The 18,237-nt window shown below is 72.1% G+C and carries 12 protein-coding genes; 9 read left to right on the top strand and 3 right to left on the bottom strand.

Annotated elements, in window-relative coordinates; all coding sequences use genetic code 11:
- Window positions 1-122: 122 nt before the first annotated feature.
- The 9 genes from ACSYGN_RS13750 (at window position 123) to moeZ (ending at window position 11,875) form a co-directional block, all read left to right on the top strand.
- The gene (locus ACSYGN_RS13750; protein ID WP_460395339.1) at window positions 123-1,841 is read left to right on the top strand and encodes an ABC transporter substrate-binding protein; all 1,719 of its coding nucleotides are present in this window, start codon (window positions 123-125) and stop codon (window positions 1,839-1,841) included.
- A gap of 4 nt (window positions 1,842-1,845) precedes the next feature.
- Window positions 1,846-2,931 carry an ABC transporter permease gene (locus ACSYGN_RS13745; protein ID WP_460395337.1) on the top strand — a complete coding sequence of 362 codons (1,086 nt, stop codon included), beginning with the start codon at window positions 1,846-1,848 and terminating at the stop codon, window positions 2,929-2,931.
- Between the two features lie 32 nt (window positions 2,932-2,963).
- On the top strand, window positions 2,964-3,962 hold the full coding sequence (locus ACSYGN_RS13740; protein ID WP_460403440.1) for an ABC transporter permease: 999 nt from the start codon (window positions 2,964-2,966) through the stop codon (window positions 3,960-3,962).
- Window positions 3,959-5,554 carry a dipeptide ABC transporter ATP-binding protein gene (locus ACSYGN_RS13735; RefSeq protein ID WP_460395335.1) on the top strand — a complete coding sequence of 532 codons (1,596 nt, stop codon included), beginning with the start codon at window positions 3,959-3,961 and terminating at the stop codon, window positions 5,552-5,554. The genes ACSYGN_RS13740 and ACSYGN_RS13735 overlap by 4 nt, the downstream gene beginning before the upstream one ends.
- 307 nt (window positions 5,555-5,861) lie before the next feature.
- On the top strand, window positions 5,862-7,511 hold the full coding sequence (locus tag ACSYGN_RS13730) for a DUF3492 domain-containing protein (protein WP_460395333.1): 1,650 nt from the start codon (window positions 5,862-5,864) through the stop codon (window positions 7,509-7,511).
- A complete protein-coding gene (locus tag ACSYGN_RS13725; RefSeq protein ID WP_460395331.1) occupies window positions 7,508-8,803 on the top strand; it encodes a hypothetical protein in 1,296 nt (431 codons plus the stop codon). The genes ACSYGN_RS13730 and ACSYGN_RS13725 overlap by 4 nt, the downstream gene beginning before the upstream one ends.
- 133 nt (window positions 8,804-8,936) lie before the next feature.
- Window positions 8,937-9,896: an NAD-dependent epimerase/dehydratase family protein gene (locus ACSYGN_RS13720; RefSeq protein WP_460395329.1), complete on the top strand. Its 960-nt coding sequence runs from the start codon at window positions 8,937-8,939 to the stop codon at window positions 9,894-9,896.
- A complete protein-coding gene (locus ACSYGN_RS13715; RefSeq protein ID WP_460395327.1) occupies window positions 9,884-10,633 on the top strand; it encodes a spherulation-specific family 4 protein in 750 nt (249 codons plus the stop codon). The genes ACSYGN_RS13720 and ACSYGN_RS13715 overlap by 13 nt, the downstream gene beginning before the upstream one ends.
- 63 nt (window positions 10,634-10,696) lie before the next feature.
- On the top strand, window positions 10,697-11,875 hold the full coding sequence (moeZ, locus tag ACSYGN_RS13710) for an adenylyltransferase/sulfurtransferase MoeZ (RefSeq protein ID WP_460395325.1): 1,179 nt from the start codon (window positions 10,697-10,699) through the stop codon (window positions 11,873-11,875).
- A 110-nt stretch (window positions 11,876-11,985) separates the two neighbouring features.
- Here the strand turns inward: moeZ and ACSYGN_RS13705 are convergent, their stop codons facing one another.
- The 3 genes from ACSYGN_RS13705 to ACSYGN_RS13695 form a co-directional block, all read right to left on the bottom strand.
- Window positions 11,986-13,548 (bottom strand): alpha/beta hydrolase, encoded by a 1,563-nt coding sequence (locus ACSYGN_RS13705; RefSeq protein ID WP_460395323.1) that lies wholly within the window; start codon window positions 13,546-13,548, stop codon window positions 11,986-11,988.
- Window positions 13,549-13,704: 156 nt separating this feature from the next.
- Window positions 13,705-15,249, bottom strand: coding sequence for an alpha/beta hydrolase (locus ACSYGN_RS13700; protein ID WP_460395321.1), 1,545 nt, complete (start codon window positions 15,247-15,249; stop codon window positions 13,705-13,707).
- Between the two features lie 162 nt (window positions 15,250-15,411).
- A complete protein-coding gene (locus ACSYGN_RS13695) occupies window positions 15,412-18,174 on the bottom strand; it encodes a lysylphosphatidylglycerol synthase transmembrane domain-containing protein (protein WP_460395319.1) in 2,763 nt (920 codons plus the stop codon).
- Window positions 18,175-18,237: the final 63 nt, after the last annotated feature.

The following is an 18,237-nucleotide window of genomic DNA, read 5'->3' as shown; positions in this document are numbered from 1 at the left end:
CGTACACCCGTCTCGCGATCCGAGAAATCGATCCAAGGCATCGATAAGGCCTCGATCCGAGGCATCGATCCGCGACAGCGATCCGAGACACCGAGAGTCAACCCCGAGAGGTCGTCATTCCGATGCGTCAACCGTCCGTCAGAGCGCGCCGTGCGGCCGCCGTATCCGTCAGCCTGATCGTGGCAGCGGGCGCCGCCGCCTGCGGCCCGAAGGACAGCGATGCCAAGAGTTCCGGTGCCGGCTCCACGCCGCACAAGGGCGGCACTCTCACGGTCCTGAACTCCAACCCGCAGCAGGACTTCGACCCCGCCCGCCTCTACACCTCCGGCGGCGGCAACGTCCCCTCCCTCGTCTTCCGCACCCTGACCACCCGCAACCGTGAGAACGGCGCGGCGGGCGCGAAGGTCGTCCCGGACCTGGCCACCGACACCGGGCGGCCCAACAAGGACGCGACCGTGTGGACGTACACGCTGAAGCAGGGCCTCACGTACGAGGACGGCACCCCGATCACCTCCGCCGACATCAAGTACGGCATCGAGCGCTCCTTCGCCCCCGAGCTCTCCGGCGGCGCTCCCTATCTGCGGGACTGGCTGGTCGGCGCGGCCGACTACCAGGGGCCGTACAAGGACAAGAAGGGCCTGTCGGCGATCGAGACGCCCGACGAGCGGACCATCGTCTTCCATCTGAACAAGCCCGAGGGCGAGTTCCCCTACCTCGCCACGCAGACCCAGTTCACGCCCGTCCCGAAGGCCAAGGACACCGGCACCAAGTACGAGCAGCACCCGGTCTCGTCCGGCCCCTACAAGGTCGTCAAGAACGAGAACGACGGTGAGCACCTCGTCCTCGTCCGCAACACCCACTGGTCGGCCGCCACGGACGCCGAGCGCAAGGCGTACCCCGACACCATCGACGTACGCTCCGGGCTCGACTCCTCCGTGATCAACCAGCGGCTGTCCGCCTCCCAGGGCACGGACGCCGCCGCGGTCACCACGGACACCAACCTCGGCCCGGCCGAGCTCGCCAAGGTCACCGGCGACAAGGAACTGGCCTCACGGGTCGGCACCGGTCGTTTCGGCTACACGAACTACATAGCGTTCAACCCGAAGGTCAAGCCGTTCGACAACGTCAAGGTGCGCCAGGCCGTCGCCTACGCCCTCGACCGCTCCTCGGTGGTCAACGCGGCGGGCGGCTCCTCGCTCGCCGAGGCCGCGACCACCTTCCTTCCCGCGCAGAAGTCGTTCGGCTACCAGCCCTACGACCTCTTCCCGGCCGGTGCCACCGGCAACGCGGCGAAGGCCAAGGAACTGCTGAAGGAGGCCGGTTACGCCAAGGGGCTCACCGTCACGCTGACCCACTCCAACAGCAAGGACTTCGAGACCAGCCCGGAGATCGCGACCGCCCTTCAGGACGCGCTCAAGAAGGCCGGCATCACGGTCAAGCTCCAGGGGCTGGAGGAGAACGACTACTCCGACAAGATCCACAACGTGAAGACCGAGCCGGGCTTCTTCCTCGCCCACTGGGGCGCCGACTGGCCCTCCGGCGGTCCCTTCCTCGCCCCGATCTTCGACGGCCGCCAGATCGTCGAGGACGGCGCCAACTTCAACACCGGCCTGCTGAACGACAACTCGGTCAACACCGAGATCGACGCGATCAACAAGCTGACGGATCTCGACGCGGCCGCGGGGCGCTGGGGCGCGCTGGACGAGAAGATCGCCGAGAAGGCTGTCGTCGTCCCGCTGTTCCACCCCGTCTACAAGCGCCTGTACGGCAAGGACGTCAAGAACATCGTGATCAGCGACTGGACCGGCGTCCTGGACATCTCGCAGGTCGCGGTGAAGTGACGGAATGAGCGACACCCTCGTCGCCGACCGGGCCCCCGGGACGGACACCACCGTCCCGGGGGCCTCGGGGGCCCGTCAGTTCTGGCGGCGGCTGCGTACCCAGCGCGCCGCCCTCGTCGCGGCGGCAGTCGTCGCCCTGCTCGTCCTGGTCGCGCTCGCCGCGCCGCTGCTCACCGCCCTGGAGGGCCAGGACCCCACCACCTACCACCCCTCGCTCATCGACTCCGCGCGCGGCGGCGTGCCCGTCGGACCGCTCGGCGGCATCGGCGCCCACCACTGGCTCGGAGTCGAACCGCAGACCGGACGCGACCTGTTCGCCCGCCTCGTCTACGGCGCCCGCGTGTCGCTCGGCGTGGCCATGGCGGCCACCGTCGTCCAGGTCGCCATCGGCGTCGCCGTCGGTGTCGCGTCCGCGCTCGGCAGCCGATGGGTCGATCAGCTGCTGAGCCGCGTCACGGACATCATCGTCGCCATGCCGCTGATGATCATGGCGCTGGCCCTGCTCGCCATCGTCCCGTCGAGCTTCCCCCGGCCCGTGCTCGTCACCCTGGTCATCGGTCTGATCGCCTGGGGCAACATCGCCAAGATCGTGCGCGCCCAGACGCTCACCCTGAAGGGCCTCGACCATGTCGCCGCCGCCCGGCTGAGCGGCTGGGGCACCTGGCGGATCGCCCGCCGCGAACTGCTGCCCGGCCTCGCCGCGCCCGTCATCACCTACGGCGCGCTCCTGGTCCCCATGAACATCTCCGTCGAGGCCGCCCTGTCCTTCCTCGGCGTGGGCGTCAAGCCGCCGACGCCGTCCTGGGGACAGATGCTCACCTCCGCCGACGTCTGGTACCAGGCCGCGCCCCAGTACCTGCTGCTGCCCGCGGGCGCGCTGTTCGTCACCGTCCTCGCCCTGACCGTCCTCGGCGACGGCGTCCGCACGGCCCTCGACCCGCGTGCCACCTCCCGCCTGCGCGTCGGCACACGACGCGGCAAGGACGCCGGCGCGGCGGCCGCCACCGGGACCGGCATCGACGGCGGTGCGACTGCCGACGGCGGTGCGACTGCCGACAGCGGCAAGACCCGCGAGGAGGGCCGCGCATGAACGGCTTCAGCGGCTTCAGCGGTATCGCCGGTATCAGTGGCTTCGGCGGCTTCGCGGTGCGCCGCGCCATCGGCGCCGTGGTCACCCTGCTGGCCATCTCGGTGATCGTCTACGTCGTCTTCTACGTCACCCCCGGCAACGTCGCCCAGATCAGCTGCGGCCCGCGCTGCTCACCGGAACAGGTGCACCAGGTCGCCCAGCAGCTCCGTCTCGACGACCCGCTCTACCTGCGCTACTGGCACTTCCTGACAGGTCTCGTCGCAGGCCAGGACTACTCGACGGGAACGTCCGTCGCGCACTGCTCGGCACCCTGCCTCGGGCTGTCGTACCAGAGCGACCAGCAGGTCATGGCCGTCATCCTGGCCAAGCTGCCGGTCAGCCTGTCCCTGGTGCTCGGCGCGATGGTCCTGTGGCTCCTGCTCGGCGTCGGCACCGGTGTGCTGTCCGCCTGGCGGCGCGGACGGCTCTCCGAGCGGGCGCTGACCGCAGTCACCCTGGCGGGCACCGCCACACCGGTGTTCGTCATCGGGCTCGTCCTGATGATCGTCGTCTGCGGCGAGCTGCGGCTGCTGCCCTTCCCGCAGTACGTCGCCTTCACCGCCGATCCCGAACAGTGGGCCTGGAACCTGCTCCTGCCGTGGCTCTCGCTCGCCCTGATCGAGGCCGCGACCTTCGCCCGGCTCACCCGGGCGGCGATGCTGGAGACCCTCGCCGAGGACCACATCCGCACCTTCCGGGCCTACGGCGTGACCGAACGCTCCGTCGTCGGCCGGCACGCCCTGCGCGGCGCCCTGGCGCCCGTCATCGCCCTGAACGCCAACAACGTCGGCTCCGCCGTCGGTGGCGCCGTCCTCACCGAGACTCTCTTCGGGCTGCCCGGCATCGGCCAGGAACTCGTGCACGCCGTGACCGTCGTGGACCTTCCGGTCGTCGTCGGCATGGTCCTGGTCATCGGCTTCTTCGTGGTCATCGCCAACGCCGTCGCGGACGTCCTGTACGCGGTGGCCGACCGACGGGTGGTACTGGCATGAGCCTGGTTCAGGTCACCGACCTCACGGTCGAGTTCGGATCCCTGCGGGCGGTCGACGGGCTCTCGTTCGAGCTGGCGCCGGGCGCGGCCCTCGCCCTGGTCGGCGAGTCCGGCTCCGGCAAGTCCACCGTCGCCGCCGCCCTGCTGGGGCTGCACCGGGGGACGGGAGCGCGTGTCGGCGGCTCGGTGCACGTCGCCGGGACCGATGTCCAGCGCGCCTCGGAGGAGGAACTGCGGCGGCTGCGCGGCGCCCGGGCCGCCATGGTGTTCCAGGACCCGCTGTCCTCCCTCGACCCGTACTACGCCATCGGCGACCAGATCGCCGAGGTCCACCGCGTGCACACGCGCGTGTCACGACGAGCGGCACGCGCGCGTGCGGTCGAAGTACTCGACAGGGTCGGCATTCCGGACGCGGTACGGCGCTCCCGCTCGCGCCCGCACGAGTTCAGCGGCGGCATGCGCCAGCGCGCGCTGATCGCCATGGCGCTCGCCTGCGAACCGGACCTGCTGATCGCCGACGAGCCGACCACCGCCCTGGACGTGACCGTCCAGGCCCAGATCCTCGACCTGCTGCACACCCTGCGCGCGGAGACCGGCCTGGGCCTGCTGCTGGTCACCCACGACGTGGGCGTCGCCGCCGAGAGCGTCGACGACGTGCTCGTCATGCGGCACGGACGGGCCGTCGAGAGCGGGCCCGTCGCCACCGTCCTGGGGGCGCCCGCACAGCCGTACACCCGCGACCTGCTCGGTGCCGTCCCCCGCGTGGACGCGCCGCGCGCCGCGCCGTCCGGGGCCGGCGACGAGATCGTCCTGGAGGCCACCGGACTGCGCCGTGAATTCGGCCGCGGCAAGGGCCGGTTCGCCGCCGTGGACGACGTGTCGCTGACGATCCGGCGCGGCGAGACCGTCGGGATCGTCGGCGAGAGCGGCAGCGGCAAGACGACCCTCGGCCGGATGCTCGTCGGGCTGCTGGAACCCACGGCGGGCGAGGTCCGCTACGAGGGGCACGCGCGGTCCGGCCCGGGCCCGGCCGTCCAGATGGTCTTCCAGGACCCCGTCTCCTCCCTCAACCCCCGCCGCAGTGTGGGCGAGTCCGTCGCCGACCCGCTGCGGGCACGCGGCGAGCGCGACGAACGGCGCATCCGCGCGCGTGTGACGGAACTGCTGGAGCGCGTGGGACTCGAAGGGGCGCACTACGACCGCTACCCGCACGAGTTCAGCGGCGGCCAGCGCCAGCGCGTCGGTATCGCCCGGGCGCTCGCCGCCGACCCGCGCGTCATCGTCTGCGACGAACCCGTCTCCGCGCTGGACGTCACCACCCAGGCCCAGGTCGTCGCCCTGCTCGGCGAGCTCCAGCGCGAACTCGGGCTGGCGCTCGTGTTCGTCGCCCACGACCTCGCCGTCGTACGGCAGGTCAGCGACCGGGTCGCCGTGATGCGCCGCGGCCGGATCGTCGAGGAAGGGCCCGCCGACCAGGTCTACGACTCCCCGCGCGACCCCTACACCAGACAGCTCCTGGCCGCCGTACCCGCGCTCGACCCGCGGGCCGCGGCCCGCCGCCGGGCCGAGCGGAAGGAACTGGCCGCGGCATGACGGTCACACCACGACGCCGGTCCGCCGTGCGGCGCGGCGGGCCCGGCGCGCGGAGGGAGGCGACGGTGATGTTCACGGTGATGTTCACGGTGATGTGACGGCGCGTCGCGCGCGACGGAGCGTGTAGCGCGCCGGGCACGACGCACACGCCAACGCGACCCGCACCGGAAAGTTACGAGCGTTCACCCCTTCTGGTGGCACGACGGACAACCGTCCGTCGCGCCACCGCCTTGTCCGCATACGTTCGTCCCGCTGTGAGCCGCGGGGTCAACCGCGGCTCCCCTTGGGCGAGATCGGGGGTGTGCTCGTGCGCATCGGACTGCTTACGGAGGGTGGTTACCCGTATGTGGGCGGTGACGCCAGATTCTGGTGCGACCGGCTCGTGCGCGGGCTCGGACAGCACGACTTCGACGTCTACGCGCTCAGCCGCACCGAACGGCAGCACGACGAGGGCTGGGTCCCCCTGCCGCCGCAGGTCGCCCGCGTCCGCACCGCCCCCCTGTGGGCCCCCGCCGCCGGCCGGGTCCCCAGCGGCCGCCGCGCACGCCGGCGCCTCGCCGAGTGCTGCGCCGAACTGGCCGCGGCGCTGTGCGGGGGAGACGACGAGGCGGACCGTTTCGGCGGTGCGCTCTACGGACTCGCCGAACTCGCCCGCGACGAGGGCGGACTGGGCGGCGCGCTGCGCTCCGAGGACGCCGTCCGCGCCCTGGAGCGCGCCTGCCGGGCACCGGGCGCCGTCCGCGCCGCGCACGAGGCGCGGGTGCCGGATCTCCTCACCGTCGCCTCCCACGTCGAACGCGCCCTGCGCCCCCTCTCCCTCGACTGGTACGGGGACGACGCCCTCGGCGCCGCCGACCTGTGCCACGCAGCCTCCGGCGGGACCGCCGCGCTGCCCGGACTGCTCGCCCGGCACTTCTGCGGCGTACCGCTGCTGATCACCGAGTACGGCGTCCCGCTGCGCGCCCACCACCTGGCCGCCCGAGACCGGCCGCCCGCCGTACGGGCGCTGCTCGCCGCACTCCACGGCCGCCTCGCCGCCGAGGTCTACCGCGGCGCCGCGCTCGTCACCCACGCCACCGCGCACACCCGCCGCTGGCAGGAACGCTGCGGCGCCGACCGCGCCAGGCTCCGCACCGTCCACCCCGGCATGGACGCCGCCCCCTTCGCACAGGTTGGTGAAGCCCGCGGCGGCGCCGACCAGGACACGCTGGTGTGGACCGGCCGGATCGAGCCCGCCAAGGACCTGGTGACCCTGCTGCACGCCTTCGCCGCCGTCCGCACGCAGATCCTCTCGGCACGGCTGCGTATCGTCGGCGCACCGTCCGGGCCCGAGGGGCACGCCTACCTGGAGCACTGCCGGGAACTGGCGGAACGGATCCTCCCCGCCGCCCCGGTGACCTTCGAGGAGACTGGTGGTGCCGGAGTTCCGGCCGACCCCGCTGAGGTGTACGCGTCGGGTTCCGTGGCCGTGTTCTCCAGTGCCGTCGAGGGCTTCCCGACCGGCCTGGTCGAGGCGATGTTCTGCGGCAGGGCGACGGTGTCCACCGACGTCGGCGCCGTGGTGGAGGCCGTCGGCGGAACCGGCCTGGTCGTCCCGCCGTCCGATCCGGGAGCGCTCGCCGAGGCGTGCGTCGCGCTGCTGCGCGACCCCGAGCGGCGCGAGCGCCTGGGTGCCGCCGCCCGCACCCGCGCGCTCGAACTGTTCACCGTCGAGCGGAACATCGCCGCCTTCCACGCCCTCTACCTGGAGATCGTGTCGCGCTGCCCGGTACGGCGCGTCGTCCTCGGCGACACCGGCGAACCCCTGCCGTTCGCCGTCCCCGCCGAGGCCCACGTACCCGGCCGCTGGACACGCCTCACCGCCCGCACCATGACCCCCGGCGGCCCCGGCCGCTCGCCGGGCGCACCGGTCCGCGCCACGGGCACACCCCTGGCCATGACGGAGGGGGCACGATGACCGCACCGGACACCCCGGGCAGCCCCGCCACCGGCCGGCAGACACCGTCGGCACACCGCTTCCGGGAGCCGTTACCCCCGCTACCGGCACTGGACGAGCCCGAACCGGATGCCCTGGTGCCGCCGACCGACGTGCCCGCACCAGCGGGCCCGGTGTTCCCGGACGGCACCGTGCCACCGGGTGAGGAGCGCCGGAAAGCCGCCGTGGACCCGGTGAAGGCGCTGATGCTCCGTCACCGTGAGCTGTGCGAGCGGGCCGTGGACCCGCTGGAGATCGCGGCCGGACTGGAGGCCCACGGCATCACCGACCGGACCGCCGCGCACTACCGGCACCGTGACGTCTTCTCGCTCGCCGAGGAGATGTACGCGCGCGTACCCCGCGACGACGGGTCCGCCCCGCCGCCCGCGCCAGCCGCCGTCCCCCGCAGCCGCGTCGCACTGTTCCTGCTGCCCCTCCTGCCCGGTGCCCTGTGCGCGGCGGCGGTGACCGGCTTCCGCCTCTTTGAGGGGTGGCCGCGCCCGGCCGTGGCCGCCGCCGGCCTCCTCGCGGTGGCGCTCGCCCTGCTGATCGCCCTACGCCACGGCCCCCTGAGCATGCCCAGCGGCACACACGCGCGGCGCACACCGCCGTGCACCCGCGTGTGGACGTGCTGGCTGCTCGGCTACGCCCTCCTCGGCGACGGTCTGCTCGGCGGCATCCTGGACGGCGGCCCCGACGGCCTGCCCGACGGCACCGCCCACGGCCCCTGGCCGACGGCCACCGCGCCGGTGCTGGCCCTCACCCTCGGCCTCGCCCCGGCCGCCTGGAGCGCCCGGCTCCTCACCGTCCGCGCCCGCCGCAGCCTGGCGGCCAGCCGCGGTCTCGCGGAGTTCTCCCTCTCCGCACGGCCGCTGCTGCCCGTCACGTTCACCCTGTTCCTGGGCTCCCTGGCCGGGCTGCTCACCCTCTGCGGCACCCTCCTGCACGAGCCCGCCCGCTCCGCACAGGGCCTCGGCCTCGGCGCGCTGCTGCTGCTCGCCCGCCTCCTCGCCGTCCACGGCGCCACCCGCGCCACCGCGCTCGCCATCGGCCTCACGGCCGGTGCCGAGATGACGGCCCTGGCCCTGCCCCTCACCGCCCGCCTCCCCGGCTGCGGCCCGCTCGCCGCCCCCGTGGACCTCCTGGCGGACACCTGGGGCCCCGGCAGCATCCCCGCGCTGCTCTGCGGCACCGCGGCCCTGGCCCTCCTCGCCCCGGCGATCCGCACGCTGACCAGGGCCTCCGCGCACGCCGGACCCGGTGAAGCGCCATGACTCCACCCCCCACGCACGACCGAGGCGGGCGACCGCCTCACCCCTTTGAAGGAGAACACCAGATGAGCACCTCCCGATCCGGACTGTCCGGAGCATCCGGGACCGCCGGAGCGCACACCCCGGGAGCCGCACGATGAGGGTCCTGCTGATCGGAGCCAACGGCTACCTCGGCCGCTTCGTGGCCGACCGCCTGCTCGCCGACCCGGCCGTCCAGCTCACCGCGCTCGGCCGCGGCGACGACGCCGACGTCCGCTTCGACCTCGCGACCGGCAGCCCCGGCGCGCTCACCCGTTTCATCGACGCCGTGCAGCCGCAGGCTGTCATCAACTGCGCGGGCGCCACCCGCGGCGGCGCCCGCGAACTCACCCGCCACAACACCGTCGCCGTCGCCACCGTCTGCGAGGCCCTGCGCCGCAGCGGCTGCGGCGCCCGGCTCGTGCAGATCGGGTGCAGCTCCGAGTACGGGCCCAGCCAGCCCGGCTCCTCCACCGCCGAGGACGCCGTACCACGCCCCGGCGGCCCGTACGGCGTCAGCAAGCTCGCCGCCACCGAACTCGTCCTCGGCTCCGGTCTGGACGCCGTCGTGCTGCGCGTCTTCTCGCCCGCGGGACCCGGCACCCCCGCCGGCTCCCCGCTCGGCAGACTCGCCGACGCCATGCGCCGCGCCATGCAGTCCGGCGACGGTGAGCTCAAGCTCGGCGGTCTCGGCGCCCAGCGCGACTTCGTCGACGTGCGCGACGTCGCCCGTGCCGTGCACGCCGCGTCGCTCTCCGCTGCGCAGGGCGTCATCAACATCGGCTCCGGCCGCGCCGTGCGGCTGCGGGACGCGGCCGCCGTCCTCGCGCGGGTGGCCGGATACGGCGGCGCCCTGAACGAACTGGACGGTGCGCCCGGCACCCTCCGCGCGGCCATCGGGCACCCCCGCACCGACCCCGACCACGTGCCTCCCGTCGCATACCCGTACCCCGACGGCTGCGGAAGCTGGCAGCAGGCCGATGTGCGCACCGCGCGCGACCGGCTCGGCTGGCGGCCCCGCATCAACCTGGAGGAGTCCCTCGCCGACATCTGGATGGAGGCGGCATGCCGTCTGTGACCGGTACGACGGGGACCGCCACGAGCACCGTCGTCCGCACCGGCCTCGGCGTCCCCGGTGTCGCCCACCCCCTCCTCGCCCCGGCCGAGTGGGCCGGACTCGCCCGCCCCGGCGCGCCCTTGCACTGGGTCGTCCTCGACGTCGACTCCGGACCGGGCGTGCGCGCCGACCCGCTCTGCCTCGCGGCCGCCGGGCGGCTCAGGCGCGCGGGAGTGCGCGTCCTCGGCCGGCTCGACACCCGGCACGGCACCCGGCCGTTCGCCGATCTGGTCGCCGACGCCCAGCGCTATCTGGACTGGTACCAGGCCGACGGCTTCCTGCTGGAGCGCTGCCCGACCGGGCGCGCGGCGCTCCCGGGAATCCGCCGCCTGGTGGGCACGCTCCGCGCGATCTGTGACAAGGCCCATATCGTCCTCGGCCACGGCACCCATCCGTACCCCGGCTACGCCGAGAACGCCGACCAGTTGGTCACCTTCCGCGGCCCCTGGAGCGACTACCGCTGGTCCGAGGCCGCGGAGTGGACGGCCCATTACCCGCCCGAGATGTTCTGCCACTTCGTGCACGGTGTGCCCCACGGACATCTCGACGAGGCGCTGCGCGTCGCCCGGTGGCAGGGCGCGGCCACGATCTGCTTCACCGAACTGACCGACCGCGGCGGCCTCGCCGACCCCTGGGAGTCCATGCCCGGCTACTGGGACGATCTCATCTCGCGGATCGGAACGGGTGTCTCGGAATGAAGAAACCCGTGGCAGTGTTACAGCCAGCACAACTGTAGTGATCGACCGACCAACGGAGTCCCCGTGTCGTTGCCACCCCTGGTCGAGCCCGCTCCCGAGCTCACCGTAGACGAGGTCCGCAGGTACTCCCGTCACCTGATCATCCCCGACGTGGGGATGGACGGGCAGAAGCGGCTGAAGAACGCCAAGGTGCTCTGTGTGGGCGCGGGCGGGCTGGGCTCGCCGGCGCTGATGTACATGGCCGCGGCGGGCGTGGGCACGCTCGGCATCGTGGAGTTCGACGAGGTCGACGAGTCCAATCTCCAGCGCCAGATCATCCACAGTCAGTCCGACATCGGCCGCTCCAAGGCGGAGTCCGCCCGGGACACCGTCAAGGGCATCAACCCGTATGTGAACGTGGTCCTTCACGAGGTGCGGCTCGAGGCCGACAACGTGATGGAGATCTTCAGCCAGTACGACCTGATCGTCGACGGCACGGACAACTTCGCGACCCGCTACCTGGTCAACGACGCCTGCGTACTGCTGAACAAGCCGTACGTGTGGGGCTCGATCTACCGCTTCGACGGCCAGGCGTCCGTCTTCTGGTCGGAGCACGGTCCCTGCTACCGGTGCCTGTACCCGGAGCCGCCGCCCCCCGGCATGGTTCCCTCCTGCGCCGAGGGCGGCGTCCTCGGTGTGCTGTGCGCGTCCATCGGCTCCATCCAGGTCAACGAGGCCATCAAGCTGCTCGCCGGTATCGGTGAGCCGCTGGTCGGCCGGCTGATGATCTACGACGCCCTGGAGATGCAGTACCGCCAGGTGAAGGTCCGCAAGGACCCGGACTGCGCGGTCTGCGGCGAGAACCCGACCGTCACCGAACTCATCGACTACGAGGCCTTCTGCGGTGTCGTGTCCGAGGAGGCCCAGGAGGCGGCTGCCGGTTCGACGATCACTCCCAAGCAGCTCAAGGAGTGGATCGACGACGGCGAGAACATCGACATCATCGACGTCCGCGAGCCGAACGAGTACGAGATCGTCTCCATCCCGGGTGCCCGGCTGATCCCGAAGAACGAGTTCCTCATGGGCACCGCGCTGGAGACCCTCCCGCAGGACAAGAAGATCGTCCTGCACTGCAAGACGGGTGTCCGCAGTGCGGAAGTCCTCGCCGTGCTGAAGTCCGCGGGCTTCGCGGACGCCGTGCACGTCGGCGGCGGTGTGATCGGCTGGGTCAACCAGATCGAGCCGCACAAGCCCGTGTACTGAGTCCCGGTCCTCACCTCCTGCCGGTTCTGCCGGTCCTGCCGGACTTCCTGCCGGTCCTGCCTGATGGCGGGGGTCGCGCGCACCACGGGTGCCCGCGGCCCCCGCCGTCGTCATGAGCAGACCTTGCCGTCCCTGGGCACCGTCCCGTTCAGCAGATAGGCGTTCACCGTCGAGTCGACGCAGTCGCTCCCGCTGCCGTACGCCCCGTGGCCCTCGCCCTGCCAGGTCAGTTCCACTCCGACGCCCTTGCCCAGTTCGTCGGCCATCCTGCGGGCCCCCTCGTACGGTGTCGCCGGGTCGCCGGTGTTGCCGACCAGCAGGATCGGGGCGGCGCCCGGCGCGCTGACCTCCGGGGTGTCGTACTGCCCGGCCACCGGCCAGTCGTGGCACCAGCCGGCGGTGTCCCAGCCGAGGAAGTCCCCGAACACCGGTGAGATCTTCTCGAAGGTCGGCAGCGCCTTCTTCGTCTGTTCGGCGGTCGGCCGCTGCCGGTCGTCCAGGCACGATATGACCCGCTGGGAGTGGGTCATGGTGCCGTAGTGCCCCGAGCTGTCGCGGTCGTTGTACTGGTCGGCCAGCGCCAGCAGTTCCGAACCGTCGCCCTGCCCGGCCGACTTCAGCGCGCTGGTGAGGGCCGGCCAGCTCGCCTCGCTGTAGAGCGGCAGGACGATACCGGTGACGGCGAGGGTCTGCGTCAGCTTCCGCCCGGAGGACGTCGGCAGCGGTGTCTTGTCGAGCCGGTCCAGTAGGTCCACGATCTTTCGCGAACCCTGCTTCGGGTTCTGGCCGGTGGACTTGAGATAGTCGTCCAGTGCCCGCTGGAAGCCCTTCGCCTGGTTCTCGGCGTGGCCCACCGCGTCGGCGCTCGGGTCGACCACCGCGTCGAGGATCAGCCGCCCCACCTTCTTCGGGAACAGGTGTGCGTAGACGCCGCCGAGTTCGGTGCCGTAGGAGATGCCGAAGTAGTGCATCTTCGTGTCGCCCAGCGCCTGCCGCATGAGGTCCATGTCGCGCGCCGTGTCGGTCGTCGAGACATGCGCCAGCAGTTTGCCCGCGGCCGTCTGGCAGCTCTTGCCGAAGTCGGTGGCGTCCTGGAAGTACGCCTTCTCCTCGGCCGCGTCGTCCGGTGTCGCGTCGATGGACTCGGCGGCCTGGATCGCCTTGTTGTCACGGCAGCGGACGCCCTCGCTCCCGCCCACCCCGCGCGGGTCCCAGCTCACCAGGTCGTAGCGCTCGCGCAGTTTCGACGCCGTGGGGGCGTACAGCGGCATCGTGGAGACGCCGGAGCCGCCGGGGCCGCCGAAGTTGAACAGCAGGGAGCCGAGGTGTTTGCCTCCGCCGTCGCTCGCCTTCGCGCGGATCAGGGCGATGCCGATGGTCTCCCCGGCCGGTTTCGACCAGTTGAGCGGCGCCTTGAGCGTCGCGCACTGCCATTCGCTGCCGGGTGCGGGGGAGTCGGAGGTGCCCTTGCAGCGGCCCCAGTCCAGCCGTTGCGACGTGAGCGACGCGGGCAGACCGGCGGTGGCGTCGGCGGCGGGTGCCGTGGACGCCGGTCCCGAGGAGTCCTTCCCCTCGTCCCCGTCGTCCCCGCTCCCGCCGGACGACCCGCTGCCGCAGCCGGCCACCAGCAGCGCCGCCGCGAGCGTGGCCGTCCACCGTACGAAACGCGACATGTGCATCCCCCTCACAGGCTCTCCGCACTGAGCCGCGGAGAGCGGTCAGGCCATACTAGGCGGATCAAGCCGAGCCCGCTCCGGCCTGTGGATAACGCTCTGACCTGTGATTTTGTGGGAGATACGGGGGAGCGGGGCGACGCTGGCCCGTTTCCCTCAGGAGCAGACCGTGCCGGACTTCGGGACCTTCCCGTCCAGCAGATAGCCGTCCACCGCGGCCCGTACGCACGGGTTCTTGCTGTCGTACGCGCCGTGCCCCTGCCCCTTGTACGTCAGCTCCACGCCGACCCCCTTGCCCAGCGCGGCCACCATCCTCGCGGCACCTTCGTACGGTGTCGCGGGGTCGCCGGTGTTGCCCACGACGAGGACGGGTGCCGACCCGGTGGCAGCCACATCCGGGTGGTCGGCGGCGCCCGGCACGGCCCAGTCGGTGCAACTGAGCAGGCTCCAGGCCAGATAGTCCCCGAACAGCGGTGAGGCGGCGCGGAACTCGGGCAGCTTCCTCTCGACGTCGGCGGGGGTGTAGCGCGACTTGTCGTCGGCACAGTTGATCGCGATGTTGGCCGCGGTGATGTTGCTGTACTCGCCGTTGCTGCTGCGGCCGTTGAGCGAGTCCGACAGCAGCATCAGGGTCTTGCCGTCGCCGCCGTAGGCCTCTTCGAGCCCCTGGGTGAGGTAGTCCCAGAAGTCCTTCGAGTAGAGGGACTGGACGATGCCGCCGAGCGCGGCGGACTGGGTGAGGCGGCGCGGGAAGAGCCCCGGGATCGGCTTGGCGTCCAGTTCCCGGAGCAGTCGGGCGATGCGGGCCTCCACGTCCTGGACGCTGTCGCCGAGGGGACAGCCCTCCGGCTTCGCCACGCAGTTCGCTGCGAAGTTGTCCAGAGCGAGCTGGAATCCGCGGGCCTGCCCGAGCGAGCTCTGCTCGGGATTCTGCGTCGGGTCGACCACCGCGTCGAACACGGCACGCCCCACGTGCCGGGGGAACAGATGGGCGTAGACGCCGCCGAGTTCGGTGCCGTAGGAGATGCCGAAGTAGGAAAGCCTGCTGTCGCCCAGGATTTGGCGCAGAAGGTCCATGTCGCGGGCCGCGTCCGTGGTGCGCACATGCGGCAGCACCGCCTCGGAGTGCTTCTCGCAGGCCGCGTTGAACTCCTTGGTGGAGGCGAGGAGCCCGGCGCGCTCGGCGGCGTCGTCCGGGGTCGCGTCCTGCTGGAAGTACGCGTCGAGCCGGGCGTCGTCCAGACATGTGACGCCCTTGCTGCGGCCGACCCCGCGGGGGTCGAAACTCACCAGGTCGTAGCGGGTGCGGAGGGTGTCGTAGTCCGAGCCGAAGGCGGGCAGCGTCTGCACGCCGGAGCCGCCTGGGCCGCCGAAGTTGAACACGAGCGAGCCGATGCGCCGGTTCGCGGGGCCGCTCGTCCTCGCCCGGATCAGGGCGATGCCGATGGTGTCGCCCCTGGGGTCGCTCCAGTCGAGAGGGGCCCTCATCGTGGCGCACTGCCACCGGCCGCCGTCAGGGAGTGGTGACGGGGAGTTCCCGCCGCCCTCCGCGGCGGACGGAACCGGGCAGTCCTTCCAGGTCAGCTTCTGCTTCGTCAGGTCCCCGTGGCCTCCTCCGCCGCCGCAGGCCGCCACCAGGGACGACAGCAGGAGGGCGGTCGCGGTGAGGGCGGCGGCGCGCAGCCGGGCGCGGTACGGCATGTCCCCATCCTGCGGCGGTTCGCGGCGGCCCGCGCGGGGCACGGGCCGGACGAGCTACGCGCGCGTGAGCACCCGCGCCGGGGGTTCCCCGGCGTGTCGTGCGCGACTCCCGGACTCCCGGACAACAGGACTCCCGGACAACAGGGCTACTGGGTTACAGGGTTACAGGGCGCCCTTCCGCGTCAGGTGGTTGAAGGCCAGCCAGCCCGGCAGCACAGGCAGCCACAGCGTCAGCAGCCGGAACATCAGGACGGCCGGTGCCGCGACCTCCTTGGGCAGGCCCACGGCGATGAGACCGACGGTCAGGGTGGCCTCGACGGCGCCGACACCGCCCGGGGTCGGCGCGGCGGACCCGAGCGCGTTGCCGGCCAGGAAGACGACGGCGACGCTGGCGATGCTCAGCGAGGTGCCCTGGTTGCCGAACGCGCGGATCGACGCGTCCAGGCACATCACGAAGCTGGCCGTCAGCAGCAGCATGCCGCCGATGCCGGTGGCCAGCTTCTGCGGCCGCTGGAGCACGTCCAGCATGCGCGGCACCACACCCGCGAACAGCGACCTCACGCGCGTGACGACGAATTTCCGCAGGAGGGGAACCGATGTCACCACCAGCACCAGTACCGCCACCGTCAGCAGACCCGCGATGACCGTCCGGGACGGCGACAGCGACGGGGTCTTCTCGGTGCCGGTCAGATAACCGAACGACAGCAGCATCAGGATGTGGGCGCCCAGCCCGAAGAGCTGCGAGGCGCCCACGCTGGCCACCGCGAGTCCCGGCCGCACACCCGCGCGCTGGAGGAACCGTGTGTTGAGCGCCACACCGCCCACCGCGGCCGGTGCCACGATCTTGACGAACGATCCGGCGACCTGCGCCTCCACGGTCCGAGGGAAAGGCACCCGCTCCGGCACGAAGCCGAGCAGCGCCATCGCCGCGGCGACATAGCTGGCGGCCGAGAACAGCACCGCCGCCGCGATCCAGCCCCACTGGGCGTCGGAGAACAGGGTCCCGAACTCGATGTGCGTGAGCTGCGTGAGCAGGAAGTACGCGCCGATCGCGCCCGCGATGAAGCTGATCAGGGTGCGTGGCCGCACCCGTTCGAGCCTGGCGGGTTCCACGGGCGCCTGGGGCCTGATCCGCAGTACCTGGTGGCGGATCTGGGTGAGCAGATCCTCCTCGCGCGCCTCGTCGATAGCCTCGTCGATCGCCCGTTTCTCGGCCCTGGCCTCCGCGCGAACGGTCCGCTTGTCCGGCTTCTCCGGGGCCGTACCGGCCTCCGGCGAGGCCTCGGCGAGCCGGGCCGACTTGGCCAGCCGGGACGCCTCCAGCACCGCCTCGCGCTCCCGCTCGGCACGCTCCCGGGCGAGCTTGCGCAGTGTCGCGCGCGTGGAGCGGGTCAGCGCGATGGGCTGGAGCATGGGCAGACTGTCGGCGACCTTGTCGGGGCCGAGCACCTCGACCGCCGACGCCACGGCCCGCTCTGCGCCCACCCGCAGTCCCGCCGTCGTGAGCAGCTGGGCGACGTCCATGCGCAGCAGCAGATCACCGGCCGCGATCTCGCCGCCGCGCAGATCGGTGAGGATCACGGAGCCGGAACGATCCACCAGGATCGCGTCGCCCGCCAGCCTCCGGTGTGCGATGCGCCGCGACTGGAGTGCCGCCACCTGCTGCCAGGTGCGGCGCAGCAGTTCGTCGGTGATCTCGTCGTCGGCCAGCGAGTCAAGGGTGTGCCCGCCGGTGTGCTCGTAGACGAGCATCACGGCGTCCGGGCCGAGCTCCGAGGTCGCGATCAGCCTGGGCGCGGTCGCCCCGGCTGCGATGGCCGCGTAGGAGAGCAGCGCCTCCTGTTCCAGGGCCTGGCGCAGCGACTGGAAGCTGCTGCGGGTGGCGAAGCCGCGCAGGGCGAGGTTGCGCCAGGCGCGGTAGAAGAAGCCCTGCGCCTGCTGCTCCCGGTCGACGACGGTGATGTCGAGCGGTGGCCCGTCCTCCAGGGTGACGAAGTAGCGCCTGCCGCGGTAGCCGTTCTCGGTGGCCTCCGGGCTTTCCTCGCGGGAGGCGGTGACCGGGCGGAAGCCGACGGTGCGCAGGCCCGCCATGAGGGCGCGGCCGGTGGGGCGCACGTTCGGCGAGCCGACCGCGTACAGGGTGCCGTAGGCCACGGTCCAGCCGATGAGCACCGTCAGGATGATCGAGAACGGTGTGGTGTAGCCGGTGACCAGCATGGAGAACGCGTCGAGGAGCAGCACGGTCCACAGCGCGGCTCTCCAGCGCGGTCTTCGTGACATGCCGACGGCCGTCATGTACGCGATGACGGGGGCGAGATAGCCGTGGACCGGGTCGGTCAGGGCATGCAGATTGCTCGGGGAGGGCTGGGTGAGCGCCTCCTGGATCGAGTCGGGCGCCGCCTTGGCGACCCACAGGTCGGTGGCGAGCGTCACACCGTGCGCGAGGACGGCGGCCAGGACGCCGTCGGCGATCCGCAGCCCGTCCCGCTTGATCAGCCGCTCGATCGCGAACGCCACGGGCACCAGCAGGATCGCGATGCTGGAGACCAGCCCCGCGATCTTGGTCAGCAGATCGGGGGCCTGGCCGGTGCCCTTGTTGATGTCCTGTTCGAGGCCCGACGTGGTGCCGTGCGCGAAGCCGGCGATGGCGAGCAGCACGATGATGGCGGCCACGCCCACCATGAGCCGCATCAGGTCGGAGGGACGGTGCACGCGCGCGGGGAGCAGCGGTTCGTCGCCGTCGACCTCGTCGATGTGTGCCACGTCGGCGTCCTCGGGGGTGCGGGGTGCGGGCGTGGCGGCGGTCGGCCTGTGGTCGGCGGCCGTCTCGTCGTGCCGCTGCCCCTTCCGGGCGGCGGTTTCGGGGCGCGACGAGGCGTCCGAGGGGCCCTCGGCTCCCTCGGGGTGCACGCCTTGCTGCTTCATCGTCTCTTCTTGATCTCGTATCACCGGTCACCGCCCGCACGATGGTGGCACGTCCCACCGACA

It is taken from the genome of Streptomyces sp. YIM S03343, from assembly GCF_054729195.1.
This window is presented reverse-complemented; position numbering and strand designations above follow the sequence as displayed.